Below are 19,979 nucleotides of genomic sequence, written 5' to 3'. Positions count from 1 at the left end.
GAGACCGTCATGGGATTGCAGGAGTTCTGGTTCATTCTCATCGCGGTGCTCTTCGTCGGATACTTCGTACTCGAAGGATTCGACTACGGCGTCGGCATGCTGCTGCCGGTGCTGGGTAGGACCGAGATTCGCAGACGGGTCGTCATCAACACCATCGGACCGGTGTGGGACGGCAACGAGGTGTGGTTGATCGTCGGTGGTGGTGCCCTGTTCGCGGCGTTCCCGGACTGGTACGCCACATTGTTCTCGGGCTTCTATCTACCACTGTTGTTGATTCTGGTCGCTCTGATCCTGCGGATCTGCGCCATCGAATGGCGCGGCAAGATCGACGACGACAAGTGGCGTTGGCGCGCGGATCTCGGCATCATGATCGGTTCGTGGGTGCCCGCCGTGCTGTGGGGTGTGGCGTTCGCGAACATCGTCCGCGGTGTGGCGATCAACGCCGACAAGAAGGTGACCTCGGGCTTCTTCGATCTGCTCAATCCGTATGCGCTGCTCGGCGGTATCACGACCGGCTTGGTCTTCGCGCTGCACGGCGCGGTGTTCATCGCGCTCAAGACGGCCGACGATGTGCGACTCGACGCTGCGGAACTGGCGAAGAAGCTGGCCATACCGGCGGTCCCGGTCGCGGGCGGATTCGTGCTGTGGACCCAGCTGGCCTACGGCAAGGGGTGGACGTGGCTCCTGGTCGCGCTCGCTGCCGTCGCGGTGATCGCGGTGGTCTTCTTCACCCGCCTGGAACGTGAGGGTTGGGCGTTCGTGTTCACCACGCTCGCGATCATCGGAACGGTGGTCCTCCTGTTCGCCTCGCTGTACCCGAACGTCATGCCGTCCACGATCAGCGATGCCTACAACCTCACGATCGAGAACGCGTCGTCGAGTCCGTACACGCTGAAGGTGATGAGTTGGGCCGCAGTGATTCTGGTGCCGATCGTGCTCGTGTACCAGGGTTGGACGTACTGGGTGTTCAGTAAGCGGATCTCGACGAAGCACATTCCGCCGTCGATCGGTCTGCCCACGAAGATCGGATGAGTATCGAATCCGACCGCCCCGTCCGAGCGTCACGCCGGGCGGGGCGCCGGGAAGGTCGGCGCAGTGGCCCCGTCGATCCCCGGCTGTGGAAGTACTCGGCGTCGGCCCGCGGCTACCTGATCCTCACGGTCGTGCTGTCCGCGGTGAACGTCGCGATGGTGATCGTGTCGGCGGTGCTGATCGGCACGATCCTCGCCGGGATCATCACGTCGGACCGGCGCAGCGTCGGCGACTGGCGCACCGACCTGATGTGGCTGGCCGCGGCGGTCGCGGTGCGGGTGTTCGCGGCGTGGCTGCACGCCCGCTACGCGCACCGCTCGGCGAACCGGGTGGTCGCCGAGCTCGAGGTCGAGGTGCTGGGGGCCGCGACCCGGATGTCGCCGCGGGACCTCGATCCGCGACGCGACGAGATCGCCACGGTCCTCACCCGCGGAATCCGGGGCCTGGCACCGTATCTCACCGGGTACCTGCCGGCGTTGATCCTCGCCGCGACGCTCACACCCGCAACGTTCGTGGTGATCGCACTCCAGGATCTGACCGCGGCGATGATCGTCGTGATCACGCTGCCCCTGATTCCGGTGTTCATGATCCTCATCGGGCTGCTGACCAAGGGTAAATCGGAGGCGAACCTCGGTGCGATGACCCGGCTCTCGGGTCAACTGATGGATCTGCTCGCCGGCCTGCCGACACTGCGCGCTCTGGGCCGCGAGCACGGTCCGGCCGCGCGGGTCCGGGAACTGGGCGACGCGCACCGCAAGACGACGATGTCGTCGTTGCGGGTCGCGTTCCTGTCGTCGATGGTGCTCGAGATGCTCGCGACGCTGTCCGTCGCCCTGATCGCGGTGAGCATCGGCCTGCGCCTGGTGTTCGGCAACATGGAGCTCGAACCCGGCATCGTCGCGCTCATCCTCGCTCCCGAGGTGTATCTGCCGCTGCGCATGGTGGGCACGCAGTTCCACGCGGCCGAGGACGGGCTCGCGGCCGCGGACAAGGCGTTCGCGGTGATCGACGAGGCGCCCGACCGTCGAGAGGCGGGAACCGGTTCCGCGGTACCCGACGACAATTCCGTCGACCTGTCGGGCGTCAGCGTGCACTCCCGGTCCGGCCTCGCGCCGCACCGGCTGGACGTCACATGCAGGCCCGGTGAGGTGACGGTGCTGACTGGGCCCAACGGTTCCGGGAAATCGACGGCACTGCAGGTGATCCTGGGCCTCGCCGAACCCGTCGAGGGCACGGTGCGCGTCGGCGGCCTCGACGTCGCCGCCCTCGACCGGGCGCGGTGGTGGGACCGGATCGCGTGGCTGCCGCAGCATCCCGTGCTGGTGCCCGGCACCCTCGCCGAGAACCTCGCGCTCGTCGGCCCGGTCGATCCGGAATCTGACGAGCTGCGTCGGGCTTGTCGGGCAACCGGATTCGACACCGTACTCGCCGAACTCCCACGCGGGTGGGACACCGTCGTCGGCGTCGGCGGTACCGGCCTGTCGCTGGGCCAGCGGCAGCGTCTCGCGCTGACGCGCCTGCTGGTGTCGCCGCGCCCGGTGTTGCTGCTCGACGAGCCCACCGCGCACCTCGACGACGACACCGAACGAACCGTGCTGAACTCTCTGCGCGACCTCGCGGGGGAGGGCCGGACCGTCGTGCTGGTGGGCCACCGTCCCACCGTGCTCGCGGCGGGCGATCGGGTGGTTCAGGTGGAGGCACAGCAGGAAGTCGGGGCACAGCAACATGAATCGTGATCTGGTGCGGGCGATCCGCCTGCTCGACCTCGAACCGCGACGAGTACTGGCGGCAATCGCGGCCGGTGTCGCGACGCTCGGGAGCGCCCTCGCGCTGGCCGCGCTGTCGGCGTGGTTGATCACCAAGGCGTGGCAGATGCCCCCGGTGCTGGACCTGACGGTCGCGGTGGTCGCGGTGCGCGCGCTGGGCATCTCGCGGGGCCTCTTCCGCTACCTCGAACGGCTGGCGACGCACGACGCCGCGCTGCGCGGCACGACGTCGGCACGCACCATGATCTACCGCCGTCTCGCCGGCGGCGATCCCGCGGCCGCCGCGGGACTGCGCCGCGGTGATCTCCTGGCCCGCACCGGCGCCGACGTCGATGCGCTGGGGGACGTCGTCGTCCGGGCGCTCGTACCGATCGCGGTCGCCGTCGTCATGGCGCTGTCCGCGGTGGTCGTGCTGGGGCTGATCTCACCGGCCGCGGCGCTCGTGCTCGCCGTCGCGCTCGCGGTGTCCGGGGTCGTGGCGCCGTGGTTGTCGGCCCGCGCCGCCCGTCTCGCGGAGTCCGAGAGTGCCGCGGCGACGGCCCTGTTCAGCGAAACCGCCGTCACCGCGTTGGATCACGCGGCCGAACTGCGGGTCGCCGGACGACTCGACGACGTCGTCTCCCGCGCCGAGGCCGCCGACGATGCGGCGGTCCGGGCCGCCGACCGGGCCGCGATGCCCGCCGCCTTCGCGGCGGCAGCCACCCCGCTCGCGATCGGCGCGAGCGTCATCGGTTCGCTGCTGATCGGGATCACGCTGTACGGGCCGGACGGCGGCGCGCCGGGCGCCATGACGCCGATGTCGTTGGCGATCCTGGTGCTGGTGCCGCTCGCCGCGTTCGAGGCGGCCGGCGCGCTGCCGGCTGCGGCCGTCGCCCTGACCCGGGCCCGGCTCGCGTCCACCCGGATCGTCGCGCTGCTCGACCGTGCGGGCGAGGCGCAGCCCGGTGGCACCCGCACGCCGCCCGACCCGGTCCACGTGCGCGCCCAGGGCGTGCGTTGCGGTTGGCCCGACAGCGACAAGGTGACCGCCCCACTCGATCTCGATCTGCCCCCGGGTGCGCGGGTCGCGGTCGTCGGCGGCAGCGGTGCCGGCAAGACCACACTGTTGATGACCGTGGCCGGGCTGCTTCCACCGGTGGAGGGCAGCGTCACCGCCGACGGCGATCCGCTTTCCGACTTCCGGCCGGACGACCTGCGCCGGGAGATCGGGTTCTTCGCCGAGGACGCGCACCTCTTCGACACGTCGGTGCTCGAGAACCTGCGGGTGGCCCGCGGTGACCTGGACGAGGACGCCGCCCTGGCGGCGCTGCGGACCGTGGGCCTGGGGGAGTGGGTGGCGCAGTTGCCCCGTGGCGTCCACACGTCGTTGGGCGGTGGGGCGCGCGCGATCTCGGGTGGCCAGCGGCGGCGCCTGCTGCTCGCCCGCGCCCTGGTCTCGCCGGCTCGCGTGCTGCTTCTCGACGAGCCCACCGAGCACCTCGATGCCGTCGACGGCGCGCACATCTCGCGCGAGCTGCTCGACCGCCGCGGCACCCTCGTCGATCCCGGGCGGACCGTGGTGCTCGTCACGCATCAGTTGCCCGTCGACGCGCGGCCGGATCGGGTCGTCACCGTCGGCGAGGGACCGGTCGGAACGGGGAACGGTGTCAGTCCCGGTGAGCCGCTCGGCGCGTCGCAGCGTCCCTGACCACGGGTGACGTGAGAGTGGCCGATTGACGGCCAGGTTGCAACAGGTTCCAATTTTGCGGCGATCGTTCGCCAGGCCCGTCGCGTTACGGTCGGCGAATCGTCGAGAAGTGCCCGCTACCTCGGAGCCAAATTTCTGGACGTACGTCCGATTTCGTAGTTAGTATGTGAGCGACTTCACTGCGAATTGGGCATCTTGGCCGGATTTTGCGCCGATACTGGAACGCGTTCTACCTCCCCCTCAGGCATTAACGATCCTCATCACCACTGAACGGAGCACTACATGTCACGCCGCTCGTTACGTCGCGTCGTAGCCGCAACCGCCTCGATGGCCGTCATCGCCGGCGGGATCACTGTCGGACTCGGCGCCTCCGTGGCGCAGGCCGCGCCCGCATGCGCGCTCAACCAGTCGGTCACTGAAGAGTGGCCCGGCTCCTTCGGGACGCCGTACACGGTCAGCAAGGAGGTCGTCGGCGACGGCAAGGTCGCGCCGGGAGGCACCGTCACCTATCTCACGAAGGTCTCCGGATCGGGAGCGCTCGTCAGCCAGATTCGTGACTTCCACCCGGACGGGTTCCAACTGGTGAAGGCTCGCCTGAATGTCAGTTGGGTTGTAGGGGGCCAGCAGTGGGAGGACATCACCAAAACCGCCGTCATCGCGAATAACTCCGTTCGCGCTTCGGGCAGCGGGTGGACCACGGCTGGTGGCGGCGTCATCGCTCTGGAAACGACCTACAAGGTTCCGGACAACGCTGAGGTCGGTTCGGTACACGACAGCGGCGCCGGTACCAAGATCGCGCTCGTGGGCGGCGACTTCAATTACAACCCGATGGGCGTGTGCGTCACCGTCCGCCCGCCGAACGCCGTCGAGGCCGGCGCGGGCAGCCTCGAGGATCTCGGCTTCGGTTCGGTGAACTCCGGGTCGGGCCAGGTCTTCGGATCGTTGACCGACCCGCAGGGATCGATGACCAATGTGATCGGCGGAATCCTGGGCAACGTGCTCGGCAACATGAGCTAGTTCTCCCGTACGAGGCAGCGCGGCACGCTTCCGGCGTGAATCCCTACCGCGCTTCCCGTTCCACGCGTACGACCACGAGCCCCGTCCCGGCACTGTCCGGGGCGGGGCTCGGACGTTGCGTGAAGCACCTCACCGAATAATCCGTTGCCGAGTGCCCGAGTCGGGCGTAACTTCGGGCGTACACGAGGAAGGAGGTGGTCTGAAGTTGAATGACAAACGGACACGTGAGGTGGCTGTCCGCTAGCCACGATGCTTTCCGGGTTCACTGACCGCAGCGCGGCTGGCGAATCCCAGGCAGCTACCCGACCCCCGAGCCCTCCGGTCGCGTCCAGACCGGAACCCACGAACGACGAAACCCCCGGGTCTCGTCACGTGGACGGGCCCGGGGGTCGCTGCTTGTTTCGGGGGCGTGTCAGCCGATGTAGCGCTGGAGACGCGCGGAGTACCGCGGCTCGAGAGGGCCGTCGGCGACGACGCGCTCCTCGACGTACGCCAGATCGCCGCCCTCGACGATGCCGTACAGGCGCTTGGCCCCGCCGATGAGCTCTCCGGACTGGCTGCGGATCACGACGTCCGTCGCCAATTCCCACGACGACTGCGTCAGCGCCTGCCCGTAGAACAGTTCGACGACACCGGACGCGTGCGTGAGGAGGAGCTCGACGACTTCCTCGTTGGTGCTGCCGGGGATGCCGTCGCCGGCCATGCGCCAGTAGCCGCTCTCGCGCTGATCGGGACCGACGTATCCGCCGTCGGCGTCCAGCCGCCACGTGCGGGACTCCCAGGCCAGGTAGTTCTCGCCGTCGTGCGACACGACGATCTGCTGGCCGAACGGGTAGTCGCCGGTCTCCGGATCGTGCCCTTCGCCCTCGCCGCGCCACACGCCGACGAGCGGCAGGAGCGCGAGCAGACCGGGATGCAGGTCCGGCCCGAGCCGCAGATTCGCGGTGTCGTCGGGCAACGGGAGATCGGGCAGCGTCGGGATGTTGCGTCCCGCCGTATCCTTCGCACGCTCTTCGGCAGCCGCGACCGCCCGGTCGCCGCTACCACGAACTACGTGCGACTCGGTGTCGTCAGGCTGCGAACCGCCTGCGTCCGGATCCTGATTCACGGCTTGTCGGTGACCAGCCGGTACACGACGTACAGCGAGAACCAGGTGATCAGGATGGCGGCAAGTACCAGGAGAACCTCGAAGAAGATGACCACGCGCTCATCTTAGACCGCGCCACTGCAGCGTTCGAAATCGGACGGGCCCGGCCGGTCGGGTGAATCGATCCGGTCGAATCCCGCTCCGCGCCCGTTATGCGGGAGTTACGGTGCTCCCGGATCACCGACGGAACAAGATCAGAGCGGTGTGCGAACGGTCGGAGGGGTCGATGGGGCGCAAGGGGCAGCGGGCGGCCGGGGTCGCTCTCGGTGGGCTGGTCACGGCGGTGATGCTGTGCGTGTCCGGAGGTCTCGCGGCGGCGGAGGGATCCGCGGTGCAGGGTTCGGCCGGTTCGCGAAGCGCGGACCCGAACAACAGCGGCGCCGGATGCCCGGATCTCCTGGTGGTCGCCGCGTCCGGCGCCGGTGATTCGGCCGTGGACCGCGACCCGTTCGTCGACCAGGACCAGTTGCTGGCGTCGAACTGGCTCAATCGGGTGACGGTGCCACTGGGGGAGGCGAATCGGGACCAGCCGGGCACCGTCGGGTGGATGTATGTGCCTTACCCGTCGACCTACGGCCTCGGACTGCTGGCGGATGTGCCGACCTATCAGGACTCGGTGGCCGCCGGTGTGGCCTCCATGAACCGGATACTCGACGAGAAGAAGGCGCAGTGCGGCGCCGCGACCCGGTTCGTCCTGCTCGGCTACAGCGTCGGCGGAGAGATCACCGAGCGCGTTGCGCGCGACATCGGCCATCGGGACGCGTCGGCCGCCGTGACCGCCGACGACGTCGCGGGCGTCGCGCTCGTCGGTGATCCCTACCGGCCCGCCGGGACACCGTCGCTCGGCGCACCGGGCCCGGCCGGCGGCGGATTCATGGCATCCGAACCCGCCGACTACGGCGCGCTCGACGGCCGGATCCTCTACGACTGCCGTCCGATGGACATCGCGTGCGACGCCCCGCCGGACATCGCGCTGCTCGAACTCGCGCTCGGCGTGCTCGGGCAGATGCGGTTCACGATCCTCAACCCGGTGCAGACGTTCGCCGACTTCGGCCGGGTCGCGTCCGACATGTCGGCCCGCGCGATCGCCCACATCGTCACCCGCGAGGACTGGTTCACCTCCGACGAGTCGCTGCTCGACGTGCTGCGGACGGTCGCCGACCAGACCTACCGCGATGACGCGGCGACGGCGGCTGCGACACCGGAACGCATTGCGGCGCTGGATGCCTGGGCGCGCGGGCCGGGCGCGGATGTGGTGCGTGCGAAGGCGCAGGCCGAATCGGTGGGTTTCCTCGAGGACAACCGCGGCATCGTCGACCTCATCGTCAAGCCGTACCTCTTCCTCGGCCCGATCCAGCACGTCCTGTACTGGCTTCCCGGCCCCGCACCGTTTCTGGGGGACAGTGACAAAGTCGTCGACTGGATCAGCGGCCTCGCGCGGCCCGGGGCATAGGCGACGAAAAAGGCGCCACTCCAACAGGAGTGGCGCCCCTTCCGGTCTGGTCTCGAACTTACTTCGCGACCGTCACGTCGACGGCGTACACGCCGGCGCTGTCCGGGCTGATCGTCACGTCGCCGTTGCCGGTGCTCGACAGGGCGCGGACCTTCCAGGTTCCGGGGGCGGCGAAGAAGCGGAAGTCGCCGGTCGCGGAGGCGACGACCTCGGCCGTGAACTCGTCGGTGCCGTCGAGCAGGCGGACGAACGCGCCACCCACCGGCTGACCGTCAGCGGCCAGCACGCGGCCGGTGATGACGGTCTCCTTCTCGACGTTCACGCCCGCGGGCAGGGTCTGGGTCTGAACAGGTGCTCCGCACATTTCCTTATGCTCCCAACTCGATCGGTGCGCCGACCAGCGAGCCGTACTCGACCCAGCTGCCGTCGTAGTTCTTCACGTTCTGCTTGCCGAGGATCTCCTGCAGCACGAACCAGGTGTGGCTCGAGCGCTCGCCGATGCGGCAGTAGGCGATGGTGTCCTTGGTCTCGTCGAAGCCCTTGTCCGCGTAGAGCTTCGCGAGAGCTTCGTCCGACTTGAAGGTGCCGTCCTCGTTGGCGGTGGTGCTCCACGGGATGTTGATGGCGCCGGGGACGTGGCCGCGCTGCTGCGCCTGCTCCTGCGGCAGGTGCGCCGGGGCGAGGATCTTGCCCGAGTACTCGTCGGGGGAGCGGACGTCGACCAGGTTCGCGGAGCCGATCGCGGCGATCACGTCGTCGCGGAACGCGCGGATCGAGGTGTCGGCCGCGGCGGCCTTGTACTCGGTGGCCGGGCGGGTGACGGTCTCCTTCGACAGCGGACGGCCGTCGAGTTCCCACTTCTTGCGGCCGCCGTCGATCAGCTTGATGTCCTGGTGGCCGTACAGCTTGAAGTACCAGTACGCGTAGGCCGCGAACCAGTTGTTGTTGCCGCCGTAGAGGACCACGGTGTCGTCGTTCGCGACGCCCTTCGCGGACAGCAGCGCGGAGAACTGCTCCTGGTTCAGGAAGTCGCGACGGACGCCGTCCTGCAGATCCTTGCGCCAGTCGAGCTTGATCGCGCCCTCGATGTGGCCGCCGTCGTACGCGGCGGTGTCCTCGTCGACCTCGATGAAGACGGTCTTGGGGGCGTCGAGGTTCTGCTCGGCCCAGTCTGCGGAGACCAGGACGTCGGAGCGAGCCATGAAGTGTCCTTTCGATGATGGAGCGTTGGTGTGGAAGCGGTGGAGCGAAGCGTGTGGGAGCTGTGCGGGGCGGGCCCGCACGGGTGGAGACGAGGCCGCCCGGTCAGGCCGCGCTGGGCGTCCCGCCGCCGCGCAGGCGGGCGACGAGCGGGTAGATCTGGCAGCCGAGGCAGATGCCGAAGGCAGCATTGAGCAGCGCGGCGAACAGGGCGAACCCGGTGGCGATGCCGCCGACGAGGCCCGCGCCGAATAGGAACGCGACCGCGCCGACCACGGCGAAGGTCAGGCCGACACCCTGCGCGAACCGCAGTGGGGCGACAGGCTCACGTTCGACGGTCGGGCCCAGTCGCGGCGCGACGAAGGCTGCGAACAGCTGTCCGTACGGGCTGCGGCGAGGGCCGGCGACGGCGCCGATCGCGAACACCACCGCCTGTGCGGTGAGCAGCAGACCGGCGGCGAGGGTGGAGAGGGTCGACAGCAGCAACACGACGACGAGGACCGCGGTCGTGACCCACGCGGCGAAGCGCGGACCGCGGACGTCGACCTGCTGAGGCGAGTGTGTGGACGTGGGAGTTGCCATTGTGGAGTGCTCCTGCGGGCTACCGATTGTTGCGTGCCGAAGTGGAGATGCGGCAGGGACCGGACTCGGGGGATTCACCGATCACGGACGGAGTTCTCAGCGCGAGACGCTCGGCGAGGAGAGGAGAAGACAGCCGTCTGGGTGATCAGCAGCAGGGACAGCAACAACCACCGAGGCGGCACAGATCGACTGCGCGGCGACGGGTGAGCATCAGCTCATGGTTGGCGTACACGTGGTGCAGCGTACCCGGTTTTTCAGGAATTAGGGTGCCCGGTTTCCAGAAGAGGCGCGAGCGCGGTCTCGAGGTCCGTGGCGGACGGAACGCCCGAGATCCGGAAGCGCTCGGTCAGTGTCCCGTCGAGGATGAACGTGGTGGGCAGCGACAGCACGCCGAGTGTCTTTGCCAGAGCGGGGTGTTCGTCGATGTCGAGTTCCGTCTCGGTGGCCGCGGGGGTGCCGTCGGCGTCCGCGGCGAGCCGGGAGAGGACCTGCCCGATCACGCGGCGGACCGCGGCGCACGGCCCGCACCAGTCGGCCGAGAAGTGCAGCACGATCGGGTGTCCGGTGGCGGTGACGCCGGCGGCCGCGAGTTGCGTCGCACGCTCGTCGTCGAGGGCTGCGGTGGCGGACGGGGCGGTGGCGCGCACCTTGCCGGCCCGGGACTGCAACACCAGCCCCACGGCCACGGTCGCGACGATCGCCACGCCGAGGATGATCAGCGCGGTCACAGCTGAGCCTGCAGTTCGTCGAGGTTAATGGTGAGGTCCTCGCCGGTGCCCTCGATGACGATCTGCGAACCCTGCGCGTACACCTCGGTGGGCATGATGCCGAACGGCAGCGACTGCGGGTCGATCGTCTTGGTGAAGCGGTCGAGAACCTGCTGGCGCAGCGGGGCGGGCACCGTGAACTCGGCCTCACCCTCGGGGCCGAAGTTGAAGTCGGTTGCCACGATCATCAGCTGTTCGCCGCGCAGGACCAGGTCCGCCTGCACACTCACCGTGGTCTGCAGCGGCCCGACCGGAACCGTGCCGGTGAGCACGATGCCGCCGTCGTCGGTGGTGGAACCCGATCCGCCCGAACCGCCGGTGCCGTCGGACTTGCTCGCCGGAGGCGCGGAAACCTGCAGGTCGGGGATGCCGAGGAACTTGCCGAGGTCGGTGGCGTCGATCTTCATACGGCCGTCGAGGTAGTCGACCGGGACCGTGTGCACCGAGCCGTCGAGGAGCGCGGACGCCGGGACGGAGACCCCCTTCAGCGACGCCTCGATGGTGACCTCGCCGATCATGTCGGCCTCGACCTGCTGGGCCCGGATCTCGACGTTGTCGTATTTCCCGTTCCACGCCTGCGTGAGGAACGGGAATCCGTGGATGGTGACCTCGGGGTCCGCGTTGAGCGAGCCGCCTTCTCGCAGCGCGCGCGAGACCCGGAACTCGGAGTATGCGGCGGCGCCGAAATCGACGACGACGGCGAGTCCGACGAGGCACACCAGGCCGATGATGAGTTTGCGCACCTCACCATTCTTACCGAGTCCGTCGGGCACCGGTGCGATGGTCCTGCCCGAACTCGCGCTAATCTGTCCCCGAAACATGAACGTCGGTCCACTCGGTGTCGGCCCCTGCGTCGGCACTCGCGACGCAGAGAGGGAGGTTGAGTGGAGCTGTTGCTTCTGACCTCCGACCCCAATCCCGATACCGTGCTGCCCTCGTTGGCATTGCTGTCCCATTCCGTGCGCCCCGCTCCGACGGAGGTTTCGTCGCTGCTCGAGGCCGGCGCCGCGGATGTGGCACTCGTCGACGCCCGCACCGACCTCGCCGCGGCTCGCGGCCTGTGCCGGCTGCTCGGCAGCACCGGATCGGCGATTCCGGTCGTGGCCGTACTCACCGAAGGCGGCCTGGTCGCGGTGAACTCCGACTGGGGGCTCGACGACATCCTGTTGCCGTCGACCGGCCCCGCGGAACTCGACGCGCGGCTGCGGTTGCTGGTCGGCCGCAACGGCGGGGTGGCGAGTCCCGAAGCGGCCGGGAAGATCACGCTCGGCGAGCTGGTGATCGACGAGGGGACGTACACCGCACGACTGCGGGGACGTCCCCTCGATTTGACTTACAAGGAGTTCGAGCTCCTCAAGTACCTCGCGCAGCACGCGGGCCGGGTCTTCACCCGCGCCCAGTTGCTGCAGGAGGTATGGGGCTACGACTTCTTCGGTGGCACCCGCACCGTCGACGTCCACGTGCGACGGCTGCGCGCCAAGCTGGGGTCCGAGTACGAGTCGCTGATCGGCACCGTCCGCAACGTCGGCTACAAGGCCGTCCGCCCGGCGCGGAACGCGGGCCGGGGCGGGCCCGTCGGTGAGCCGGACGAACCCGAGGACACCGACGACACAGATCTCACACCTACCAACGGATCGGCGTACTAGATGACCGTGCAGCAGCTCGACTGGATCGATTCACCGCCGGTCGAGGCGGTTCGCGCGATGATCGCCCGGGCCACGGTGGCCGACGGCACCGCGCCGATCTCGGAACAGGCGGTGCACGCGTTGGCCGCCGAGGGGCCGGCGCGACACCTGGTCTGCACGGTCGACGACCGGGTCGTGGGCTACGCGCACCTCGAACCCGGGCACGGCGACCATCCCGCGATGGCGGAGGTCGTGGTGGATCCGGCCGAGCGTGGCGCCGGCGTCGGCGGACGGCTGGTGTCCGCGGTGCTCGAAGCGGGCGGACCCGACACCCGGGTGTGGGCGCACGGCAATCTGCCCGCGGCCGTCGCGGTCGCGCGGCGGCTGGGCCTGACGGGCGCGCGTGAACTGCTGCAGTTGCGTCGCTCGCTCACCACGCCGGATCTTCCCGGCGTCGTGGTGCCGGACGGCGTCACGCTGCGGACGTACCGCGGCCCCGAGGACGACGCGGAACTGCTGCGGGTGAACGCGGCCGCGTTCGCGTGGCACCCGGAGCAGGGGACGTGGACGCAGCGCGAGATCGACGAGCGCCGCGCCGAGGCGTGGTTCGACCCGGAGGGACTGTTCCTGGCGTTCCCGTCGGAAGGCGACACCGACCGCCTCCTCGGCTTCCACTGGACCAAGGTGCACGCCCCCGAGAACGGCAACCCCGCGCTCGGTGAGGTCTACGTGGTCGGCATCGACCCCGATGCCCAGGGCCGCGGCCTGGGGCGGGTGCTCACGCTGGCGGGGCTGCACCATCTGCGGGACCGCGGACTGGGCACCGTCCTGCTGTACGTCGAGGGCGACAACACGGCCGCGCTGCACACGTACGAGCGCCTCGGATTCGATCGGTTCCACATCGACGTCGCATACGCCGCAGGGTCCTGACCGGGCCTTCTGCCGGGTGTGACTCACGTCTCGGTGGAATTCCCGTGGGTGTTCATCTCCCGTTCACCGAACCGGGTCCCGTTGGCTACCGCGTGCCCCTACCTTTCTGGCCTGGGTGGCAGAACGTCGCCCAGTGCGGGTCGCCTGCGTCCCGCGCTCACCGTGCCGCCCGACCGTGGGCGTGACGCTAGACCAGCGGAGGACCAGGGTGAATCTCGACCGCAAGGGCGCACTGCTCGGAGTGGTAGCTGTCGGTGCCGTGACGGCGATGTCGCTGACCGCGTGCGGCAGCGACAACAACGCAGCGTCGTCCACCGTCGACACGTCGGCGTCCACGGCCCTGTGCGACGGCAAGGACAAGCTCTCGGGTGCCGGGTCGTCGGCGCAGAAGAACGCGATGGACGAGTTCACCTCGACCTACATCGCGGCGTGCCAGCAGAAGGGCAAGTCGGTCAACGTCGCCTACAACCCCAGCGGCTCGGGCGACGGCCGCACGCAGTTCATCGCCGGCCAGATCGACTTCGCCGGCTCCGATTCCGCCATCAAGAGTGAGCAGGCCGAGCAGGCGAAGCAGCGCTGCCAGGGCAACGACGCGTGGAACCTTCCGCTGGTGTTCGGTCCGGTTGCGGTCGCGTTCAACCTCGACGGCGTCGACGACCTCGTTCTCGACGGCGAGACCATCGCCAAGATCTTCAACGGCGGCATCACCAACTGGAACGACCCGGCCATCGCCGCGCTCAACTCCGGTGTGAAGCTGCCCGACGAGAAGATCAACCCGATCGTGCGCTCGGATTCGTCCGGCACGAGCGACAACTTCCAGCAGTACCTCGAGGCCTCCTCGAACGGCGCCTGGACTCAGGGCACCGGGTCGGACTTCAAGGGCGGCGTCGGCGAGGGCGCCAAGGGCTCGGCCGGCGTCGCGCAGGCCGTCGCGTCGGCTCCCGGCTCGATCACGTACGTCGAGAAGTCGTTCGCCGATCAGCAGAAGCTGCCGTCCGCGCAGATCGACACCGGCTCGGGCCCCGTGAAGCTGACGCAGGAGACCGCGTCGAAGGCCATCGCGAACGCGTCGTTCAAGGGCTCGGGCACCGGTGATCTGACGCTCGACCTGAAGTCGATCTACGGCACCAAGGAGGCCGGTGCCTACCCGCTGGTCCTCGCGACCTACGAGATCGTCTGCTCCAAGGGCTACGACGCCGCCACCGCCAGCGCCGTGAAGTCGTTCCTCACCAGCGCCGCGAACGAAGGACAGCAGACGCTGGCCGACCAGGGCTACGTGCCGCTGCCGGAGTCGTTCCGCGCCAAGATCAACGAGTCGATCTCCGCGATCGCCTGATCGGAACGATCGTCCGACGGACCGCCCATCTATATTCAGACGGAGAATGTGAGCGCAGATGACTGACGCGAGCACAAGGTCGACACCACGCGCCTCCGGCCCCGCGGACGGCGGGGCCGGGGTGGGCGGTCCGCACGGTACCCCGGAGGCCCCGATCACTACCCCACAGGCCACGAAGAACAAGACGGTCACTCGTCCCGGCGACCGGATCTTCGGATCCCTGGCGTCGGGATCGGCGGTCTTCATCACGCTGCTGGTCGCCGCCGTCGGCATCTTCCTGATCTGGCGCGCGGTCCCCGCGCTGCAGCGCAACGAGGTCAACTTCCTCACCAGCCGGGTGTGGGACACCGAGGACATCAACGCGATGGCGTTCGGTGTGCTGGACCTCTTCATCACGACGGTGAAGGTCTCGGTGTTCGCGCTGATCCTCGCGATGCCGATCGCGTTGGGCATCGCGATCTTCCTCACCGAGTACGCGCCGAAGAAGCTGGCGAAGCCGTTGGCGTACGTGATCGATCTGCTGGCCGCGGTGCCGTCGATCGTCTACGGCCTGTGGGGCCTGCTGGTGTTCGCGCCCGCCGCTGCGCCGGTCGCGATGTGGCTCAACGAACACCTCGGCTGGATCCCGTTCTTCGCGGACGGCACCGGTTCCATCCGCGGTGGTGGCACCGTCTTCACCGCCGGCATCGTGCTCGCGGTGATGATCCTGCCGGTCATCACCGCGGTGACCCGTGAGGTCTTCGCGCAGACACCGAAGGCGCACGTCGAGGCCGCGCTGGCTCTCGGTGCCACGCGCTGGGAAGTGGTGCGCACCACGGTCATTCCGTTCGGCAAGTCCGGCTACATCAGCGGTTCGATGCTCGGCCTCGGCCGTGCGCTGGGCGAGACGATGGCGCTGTACATGATCCTGCGCACCACGTCGGCGTCGGCCTCGTGGTTCTCGCTGAACGATTCCGGAGCGACGATCGCCTCGAAGATCGCGCTCGGATACGCCGAGTTCAACAACAACATCCAGGCGGGCGCCTACATCGCCGCCGGCCTGGTCCTGTTCGTGCTCACCTTCGTAGTCAACGCGGCCGCCCGGGCCGCGATCGCCGGAAAGCGGGACTGACCGATGACCAGCGTTCTCGACAAGCCCATCAAGGCGCCCGCCTTCCAAGGTGTCGGACTCCGTCGCCGCTTCACCGACCTGACCGCGACCGTGCTGGTGACGCTCTCGGTCCTCGTCGCGCTCGTGCCGCTGGTGTGGGTGCTGTGGACCGTGATCGCGAGGGGTCTGCCGGCACTCATGTCGCAGACGTGGTTCACCCACTCGCTGAGCGGGCTGTCGGCGTCGGCCGAGGGCGGCGGCGTCTACCACGCCCTCATCGGTACCCTCCTGCAGGGACTGGTGTGTGCGGCCCTGGCAGTGCCGATCGGCCTGTTCGTCGCCGTCTATCTCGTGGAGTACGCGGGAAATTCGAAGCTCGGCAAGCTCACCACGTTCATGGTCGACATCCTCTCCGGTGTCCCGTCGATCGTCGCGGCCCTGTTCATCTACGCGCTGTGGATCGCGACGTTCGGCTTCCCCAAGTCGGCGTTCGCGGTGTCGCTGGCGCTGGTGCTGCTGATGGTCCCGGTCGTGGTCCGCAGCACCGAGGAGATGCTGCGGATCGTGCCGAACGATCTGCGCGAGGCGTCGTACGCACTGGGCGTGCCCAAGTGGAAGACCATCGCCCGCATCGTCGTTCCCACCGCGCTGCCCGGCATCATCACCGGTGTCATGCTGGCCCTGGCCCGCGTGCTGGGCGAGACGGCGCCGCTGCTGATCCTGGTGGGCTACGCACCGTTCATCAACTTCAACCTGTTCGGCGGAGAGATGGGCACGCTGCCCGGCGTGATGGTGGCGGAGATGAACAACCCCACCGACGCCGGCTCCAACCGGATCTGGGGCGCGGCGCTGACCCTGATCCTCCTCATCGCGATCCTCAACATCATCGCGAAGGTGATCGGTCACTTCGCCTCGGTGCGCAACAAGTGAGCACCGAACAAGCGGCGATCGTCGCAACCGTCGCAACCCCCGAACCTCGTAAGCACATACTCGAGCTGACGCTCGCACCAGTAGGGAGCCGATAATGGCCAAGCGTCTGGATCTCAAGGACGTCAACATCTACTACGGCAAGTTCCACGCCGTCGCCGATGTCGGGCTGTCGGTGCCCCCGCGAAGCGTCACCGCGTTCATCGGGCCGTCGGGCTGCGGCAAGTCGACGGTGCTGCGCTCACTCAACCGCATGCACGAGGTCACCCCGGGCGCCCGCGTCGAGGGCTCCGTGCTGCTCGACGGCGAGGACATCTACGGCTCGTCGGTCGACCCGGTCGGCGTCCGCAAGACCATCGGCATGGTGTTCCAGCGGCCCAACCCGTTCCCTACGATGTCGATCCGCGACAACGTGGTTGCCGGGCTCAAGCTGCAGGGCATGCGCGACAAGAAGAAGCTCGACGAGATCGCCGAGCAGTCGCTGCGCGGCGCGAACCTGTGGAACGAGGTCAAGGACCGCCTCGACAAGCCGGGTGGCGGTCTCTCCGGTGGTCAGCAGCAGCGCCTGTGCATCGCCCGCGCGATCGCGGTCTCGCCCGACGTGCTGCTGATGGACGAGCCGTGTTCGGCGCTGGATCCGATCTCGACGCTCGCGATCGAGGACCTCATCACGGAGCTGAAGAAGGACTTCACCATCGTCATCGTCACCCACAACATGCAGCAGGCTGCGCGCGTGAGCGACCAGACGGCGTTCTTCAACCTCGAAGCAACCGGCAAGCCTGGCAAGCTGATCGAGATCGACGACACCGAGAAGATCTTCTCCAACCCCACCCAGAAGGCCACCGAGGACTACATCTCGGGCCGCTTCGGCTGATCCGCTCCCGACGCGACGAGGCCCGGTGCGACAACTGCGCACCGGGCCTCGTCCGTGTCAGGCCGCTCCGGAAACTGCCGTCGGGTCAGTTCCTGTCGGCGTCGGTGTAGCGGATCACGCCACGAATGTTCCTGCCTTCCAGCATGTCCTGGTAGCCGTCGTTGATCTCCTCGAGGTTGTAGGTCTTCGTGATGAGATCGTCGAGGTTCAGCTTGCCGGAGTGGTACATCGACAGCAGTGACGGGATGTCCTTGCGAGGGTTGGAGCCGCCGAAGATCGTGCCGCACAGCTGCTTCTGCAGCATCGACAGCTGGAAGAGGCTGAGCCGGGTGTCCATGTCGGTCACCGAGGCGAGGCCGATGACGACGCACCTGCCGCCCTTGGCGGTGAGGATCATCGCGGGTTCGATGTCCTCGCCGTGGACCACGCCCATTGCCAGCATGACCTTGTCGGCCATGCGGCCCCACGTGATCTCCATGACCGGCTCGATGGCCTCCTCCATGGAGGCGAACGTGTGGGTGGCGCCGAAGCGCTTGGCCTGGTCCCGGTGGAACTCGACCGGATCGATCGCGATGATCCGCTCGGCACCCGACGCCGCGGCGGCCTGAACCGCGTTGATGCCGATGCCGCCGACGCCGGCGACGATCACGGTTTCCCCCGGGCGGACCTCGGCGATGTTGGTGGCCGAGCCCCATCCGGTCGTGACGCCGCAGCCGACGAGGGCCGCCGCCTCCAGAGAGATGTACGGCTCGATCTTGACCACCGAGTACTGGTTCACCGTCACGTACGGCGCGAAGGTGCCCAGCAGGCACATGGGGATGACGTCCTTCCCGCGTGCCTGCACGCGGTGGGTGCCGTCGGAGATCGCCTGGCCGGTGAGCAGATACATGCCGAGGTCGCAGAGATTCTGGTGTCCGGTGGAACACTGGGCGCACTGTCCGCAGGCGGGGATGAACGACAGCACGACGTGATCGCCCTCGGCCAGTCCCTTCACGCCCGGGCCGACCTTGCTGATCACGCCGGCGCCCTCGTGTCCGCCGAGCGCCGGGAAGCTGGGCAGTGCGATGTCGCCGGTGACGAGGTGATGGTCCGAGTGGCACAGCCCCGACGCGGCCAGTTCCACCTGGACCTCGCCTTCGCGTGGGTCGCCGAGTTCGATCTCCTCGACCGACCACGGCTCGTCGATACCCCACAGGATTGCGCCCTTGGTCTTCATGTTGCGGATTCCCCTCTACGAGACGACGTTGCGATGACGGACTTCGAAGTGAGTGCTGCACATGGATCTGTGGTCGAGTCGTGGAACGCGCTCGGCTCGGAATGCTCACACAATGGCACTCGCTGGACGGCGTGTCAACGAAATCTGCGCCGCCCGCGGAGGTAGACATGTCTGGACGCAATCGTCGTGCGCTCGGGTGCGTACGGCGTCCGCTTCACGTCGGCTCGGTCTTCTGATTTCTCTGGTGCAGAGGGGATCTGGGGAACGATGAAGCCCAGCGTCACGAACCGTCGGTGCGCAGTCGCACGTCGACGAGCAGTCCGTGGTGGTCCGATCCGACGATGTCGAGACGCTCGAGATCCGTCGCTGCGGCGCCCTTCGTGATCACCCGGTCGATGCCGGTGACCGCGGGGTACCACCGCGCCGCCGGCATGGTCGGTACCAGCCCTGCACCGACCTGGTCCGCCGCGTCGGCGTAACCATCGGTGAGCAGCGCCCGGTACTGCGGCTGGGTGTAGCTGGCGTTGAAGTCTCCGCTGACCACCACGTTGTCACGACCGGCGAAGGCGAGCATCTCGTCGTGGATGCCGCGCAGTTCCGCCGCCCACAGCTGCGCCGGGAACAGGTATGCGGGCGCGGGGTGAACCATCAACAGCGCCAGAGGTTCCGGCAGTCCCACATCGATGTCGGCGGTCAGATTCACGGAGAAGAAGTCCGGAAGGTTGTGGGTGTTCGACAGCGGGAAGCGGCTGTAGACGCCGCCGCCCTGCCCGCCCGGCCCGTACGACACCACGAACCGGTGGGGGAGCGCGTCGTCGAGTCCCGCTCGTTCCAGCGCCTCGATCGACTCGTCGGTCAGTTCCTGGACGGTCAGGATGTCGACGGCCCGGTCGCGGACCGTCCGCACCAGTGCCTCCGGATCGGCCTGCCCCACTTTGACGTTGGCCTGCATGACGCGAACGGTGGGGCCGGTGGCCGCGGCGGGGGAGACGCCGTCCGCCCCGGGGATGTACAGCGGAGCGAGCAGCCAGGTGCCCAACGCGCAGACCACGAGGCACGCGGCGGACGCGAGCCGACGTCGGCCTATGGTGGCGACGACGGCGCCGAACAGGGTCAGCAGGAGCAGCGACGGCGTCCGTCCGGCCAGTAGGACGACGAACCGGTTCTCCACCGGGATGGTCGACGCGAGCAGGCCGATCGCCCCGTACACGGCGCACAGCACCCCGACGACTGCGGTCGCTTTCTCGAGGTGTCGGGGCAGGCTCACGTGTCGATCATGCCCTGTCGTTCGACGCGAAGCGCCCGCCGGGAATCCCGACGGGCGCTTCGG

At 68.4% G+C, this 19,979-nt stretch carries 20 protein-coding genes; 11 read left to right on the top strand and 9 right to left on the bottom strand.

The window, feature by feature from the left end:
* Positions 1-9: 9 nt before the first annotated feature.
* From cydB to ABEU20_RS13000, 4 genes are all read left to right on the top strand, one after another.
* Positions 10-1,032 (top strand): cytochrome d ubiquinol oxidase subunit II, encoded by a 1,023-nt coding sequence (gene cydB / locus ABEU20_RS13015; protein WP_420164829.1) that lies wholly within the window; start codon positions 10-12, stop codon positions 1,030-1,032.
* Positions 1,029-2,768 carry a thiol reductant ABC exporter subunit CydD gene (gene cydD / locus ABEU20_RS13010; RefSeq protein WP_420164828.1) on the top strand — a complete coding sequence of 580 codons (1,740 nt, stop codon included), beginning with the start codon at positions 1,029-1,031 and terminating at the stop codon, positions 2,766-2,768. Before cydB ends, cydD begins: the two co-directional genes overlap by 4 nt.
* Positions 2,758-4,485 carry a thiol reductant ABC exporter subunit CydC gene (gene cydC / locus ABEU20_RS13005; protein ID WP_420164827.1) on the top strand — a complete coding sequence of 576 codons (1,728 nt, stop codon included), beginning with the start codon at positions 2,758-2,760 and terminating at the stop codon, positions 4,483-4,485. Before cydD ends, cydC begins: the two co-directional genes overlap by 11 nt.
* Positions 4,486-4,767: 282 nt before the next feature.
* Entirely contained in the window at positions 4,768-5,502 is a 735-nt protein-coding gene (locus ABEU20_RS13000; protein WP_420164826.1) for a hypothetical protein, read from the top strand.
* A gap of 412 nt (positions 5,503-5,914) precedes the next feature.
* Here ABEU20_RS13000 and ABEU20_RS12995 read toward each other — a convergent pair whose 3' ends face one another.
* Positions 5,915-6,610, bottom strand: a complete 696-nt coding sequence (locus ABEU20_RS12995) for an FABP family protein (protein WP_420164825.1) — start codon at positions 6,608-6,610, stop codon at positions 5,915-5,917.
* Positions 6,611-6,875: 265 nt separating this feature from the next.
* On the opposite strand from ABEU20_RS12995, the gene ABEU20_RS12990 reads away from it, so the two are divergent.
* On the top strand, positions 6,876-8,102 hold the full coding sequence (locus ABEU20_RS12990) for a cutinase family protein (RefSeq protein ID WP_420165127.1): 1,227 nt from the start codon (positions 6,876-6,878) through the stop codon (positions 8,100-8,102).
* 58 nt (positions 8,103-8,160) lie between these two features.
* Here the strand turns inward: ABEU20_RS12990 and ABEU20_RS12985 are convergent, their stop codons facing one another.
* The 6 genes from ABEU20_RS12985 to ABEU20_RS12960 all read right to left on the bottom strand — a co-directional run bounded on the left by ABEU20_RS12985 (position 8,161) and on the right by ABEU20_RS12960 (position 11,394).
* Positions 8,161-8,466, bottom strand: coding sequence for a DUF1416 domain-containing protein (locus ABEU20_RS12985; protein ID WP_127918071.1), 306 nt, complete (start codon positions 8,464-8,466; stop codon positions 8,161-8,163).
* Between the two features lie 4 nt (positions 8,467-8,470).
* A complete protein-coding gene (locus ABEU20_RS12980; RefSeq protein WP_420164824.1) occupies positions 8,471-9,304 on the bottom strand; it encodes a sulfurtransferase in 834 nt (277 codons plus the stop codon).
* Between the two features lie 103 nt (positions 9,305-9,407).
* Positions 9,408-9,884 carry a DUF4395 domain-containing protein gene (locus ABEU20_RS12975; protein ID WP_420164823.1) on the bottom strand — a complete coding sequence of 159 codons (477 nt, stop codon included), beginning with the start codon at positions 9,882-9,884 and terminating at the stop codon, positions 9,408-9,410.
* A 145-nt stretch (positions 9,885-10,029) separates the two neighbouring features.
* Complete coding sequence (locus ABEU20_RS12970) at positions 10,030-10,116, bottom strand: putative leader peptide (RefSeq protein ID WP_350317252.1); 87 nt, start codon at positions 10,114-10,116, stop codon at positions 10,030-10,032.
* A gap of 22 nt (positions 10,117-10,138) precedes the next feature.
* The gene (locus ABEU20_RS12965; protein ID WP_420164822.1) at positions 10,139-10,612 is read right to left on the bottom strand and encodes a TlpA family protein disulfide reductase; all 474 of its coding nucleotides are present in this window, start codon (positions 10,610-10,612) and stop codon (positions 10,139-10,141) included.
* Complete coding sequence (locus ABEU20_RS12960) at positions 10,609-11,394, bottom strand: LmeA family phospholipid-binding protein (RefSeq protein ID WP_420165126.1); 786 nt, start codon at positions 11,392-11,394, stop codon at positions 10,609-10,611. Before ABEU20_RS12960 ends, ABEU20_RS12965 begins: the two co-directional genes overlap by 4 nt.
* 141 nt (positions 11,395-11,535) lie before the next feature.
* Between ABEU20_RS12960 and ABEU20_RS12955 the strand changes: the two genes are divergently transcribed.
* The 6 genes from ABEU20_RS12955 (at position 11,536) to pstB (ending at position 17,433) form a co-directional block, all read left to right on the top strand.
* Complete coding sequence (locus ABEU20_RS12955) at positions 11,536-12,297, top strand: winged helix-turn-helix transcriptional regulator (RefSeq protein WP_420164821.1); 762 nt, start codon at positions 11,536-11,538, stop codon at positions 12,295-12,297.
* Positions 12,298-13,206: a mycothiol synthase gene (mshD, locus tag ABEU20_RS12950; RefSeq protein ID WP_420164820.1), complete on the top strand. Its 909-nt coding sequence runs from the start codon at positions 12,298-12,300 to the stop codon at positions 13,204-13,206.
* A 208-nt stretch (positions 13,207-13,414) separates the two neighbouring features.
* On the top strand, positions 13,415-14,542 hold the full coding sequence (pstS, locus tag ABEU20_RS12945; protein WP_420164819.1) for a phosphate ABC transporter substrate-binding protein PstS: 1,128 nt from the start codon (positions 13,415-13,417) through the stop codon (positions 14,540-14,542).
* Between the two features lie 58 nt (positions 14,543-14,600).
* Positions 14,601-15,653 carry a phosphate ABC transporter permease subunit PstC gene (pstC, locus tag ABEU20_RS12940; protein WP_420164818.1) on the top strand — a complete coding sequence of 351 codons (1,053 nt, stop codon included), beginning with the start codon at positions 14,601-14,603 and terminating at the stop codon, positions 15,651-15,653.
* Positions 15,654-15,656: 3 nt separating this feature from the next.
* Entirely contained in the window at positions 15,657-16,562 is a 906-nt protein-coding gene (gene pstA, locus ABEU20_RS12935) for a phosphate ABC transporter permease PstA (RefSeq protein ID WP_420164817.1), read from the top strand.
* 94 nt (positions 16,563-16,656) lie between these two features.
* Positions 16,657-17,433 carry a phosphate ABC transporter ATP-binding protein PstB gene (gene pstB / locus ABEU20_RS12930; RefSeq protein WP_225016779.1) on the top strand — a complete coding sequence of 259 codons (777 nt, stop codon included), beginning with the start codon at positions 16,657-16,659 and terminating at the stop codon, positions 17,431-17,433.
* An 85-nt stretch (positions 17,434-17,518) separates the two neighbouring features.
* On the opposite strand, the gene ABEU20_RS12925 is transcribed toward pstB, so the two are convergent.
* Together ABEU20_RS12925 and ABEU20_RS12920 are read right to left on the bottom strand one after the other, a co-directional pair.
* Entirely contained in the window at positions 17,519-18,649 is a 1,131-nt protein-coding gene (locus ABEU20_RS12925) for an NDMA-dependent alcohol dehydrogenase (RefSeq protein WP_420164816.1), read from the bottom strand.
* Positions 18,650-18,929: 280 nt separating this feature from the next.
* Entirely contained in the window at positions 18,930-19,916 is a 987-nt protein-coding gene (locus ABEU20_RS12920) for an endonuclease/exonuclease/phosphatase family protein (RefSeq protein WP_420164815.1), read from the bottom strand.
* Positions 19,917-19,979 lie beyond the last annotated feature (63 nt).

Origin of the sequence: Rhodococcus parequi, from assembly GCF_046042785.1 — a bacterium.
Classification (GTDB): Bacteria; Actinomycetota; Actinomycetes; order Mycobacteriales; family Mycobacteriaceae; genus Prescottella; species Prescottella parequi.
Note: the sequence above shows the minus strand (reverse complement) of the source record. Positions and strands in the feature narration are given on the sequence as shown.

Bases quoted from the DNA above. Each gene is read 5' to 3' on its own strand.
- cydB (WP_420164829.1), top strand. From the start codon at position 10: ATGGGATTGCAGGAGTTCTGGTTCATTCTCATCGCGGTGCTCTTCGTC.
- cydD (WP_420164828.1), top strand. From the start codon at position 1,029: ATGAGTATCGAATCCGACCGCCCCGTCCGAGCGTCACGCCGGGCGGGG.
- cydC (WP_420164827.1), top strand. From the start codon at position 2,758: ATGAATCGTGATCTGGTGCGGGCGATCCGCCTGCTCGACCTCGAACCG.
- ABEU20_RS13000 (WP_420164826.1), top strand. From the start codon at position 4,768: ATGTCACGCCGCTCGTTACGTCGCGTCGTAGCCGCAACCGCCTCGATG.
- ABEU20_RS12990 (WP_420165127.1), top strand. From the start codon at position 6,876: ATGGGGCGCAAGGGGCAGCGGGCGGCCGGGGTCGCTCTCGGTGGGCTG.
- ABEU20_RS12985 (WP_127918071.1), bottom strand. From the start codon at position 8,466: ATGTGCGGAGCACCTGTTCAGACCCAGACCCTGCCCGCGGGCGTGAAC.
- ABEU20_RS12980 (WP_420164824.1), bottom strand. From the start codon at position 9,304: ATGGCTCGCTCCGACGTCCTGGTCTCCGCAGACTGGGCCGAGCAGAAC.
- ABEU20_RS12975 (WP_420164823.1), bottom strand. From the start codon at position 9,884: ATGGCAACTCCCACGTCCACACACTCGCCTCAGCAGGTCGACGTCCGC.
- mshD (WP_420164820.1), top strand. From the start codon at position 12,298: ATGACCGTGCAGCAGCTCGACTGGATCGATTCACCGCCGGTCGAGGCG.
- pstC (WP_420164818.1), top strand. From the start codon at position 14,601: ATGACTGACGCGAGCACAAGGTCGACACCACGCGCCTCCGGCCCCGCG.
- pstA (WP_420164817.1), top strand. From the start codon at position 15,657: ATGACCAGCGTTCTCGACAAGCCCATCAAGGCGCCCGCCTTCCAAGGT.
- pstB (WP_225016779.1), top strand. From the start codon at position 16,657: ATGGCCAAGCGTCTGGATCTCAAGGACGTCAACATCTACTACGGCAAG.
- ABEU20_RS12925 (WP_420164816.1), bottom strand. From the start codon at position 18,649: ATGAAGACCAAGGGCGCAATCCTGTGGGGTATCGACGAGCCGTGGTCG.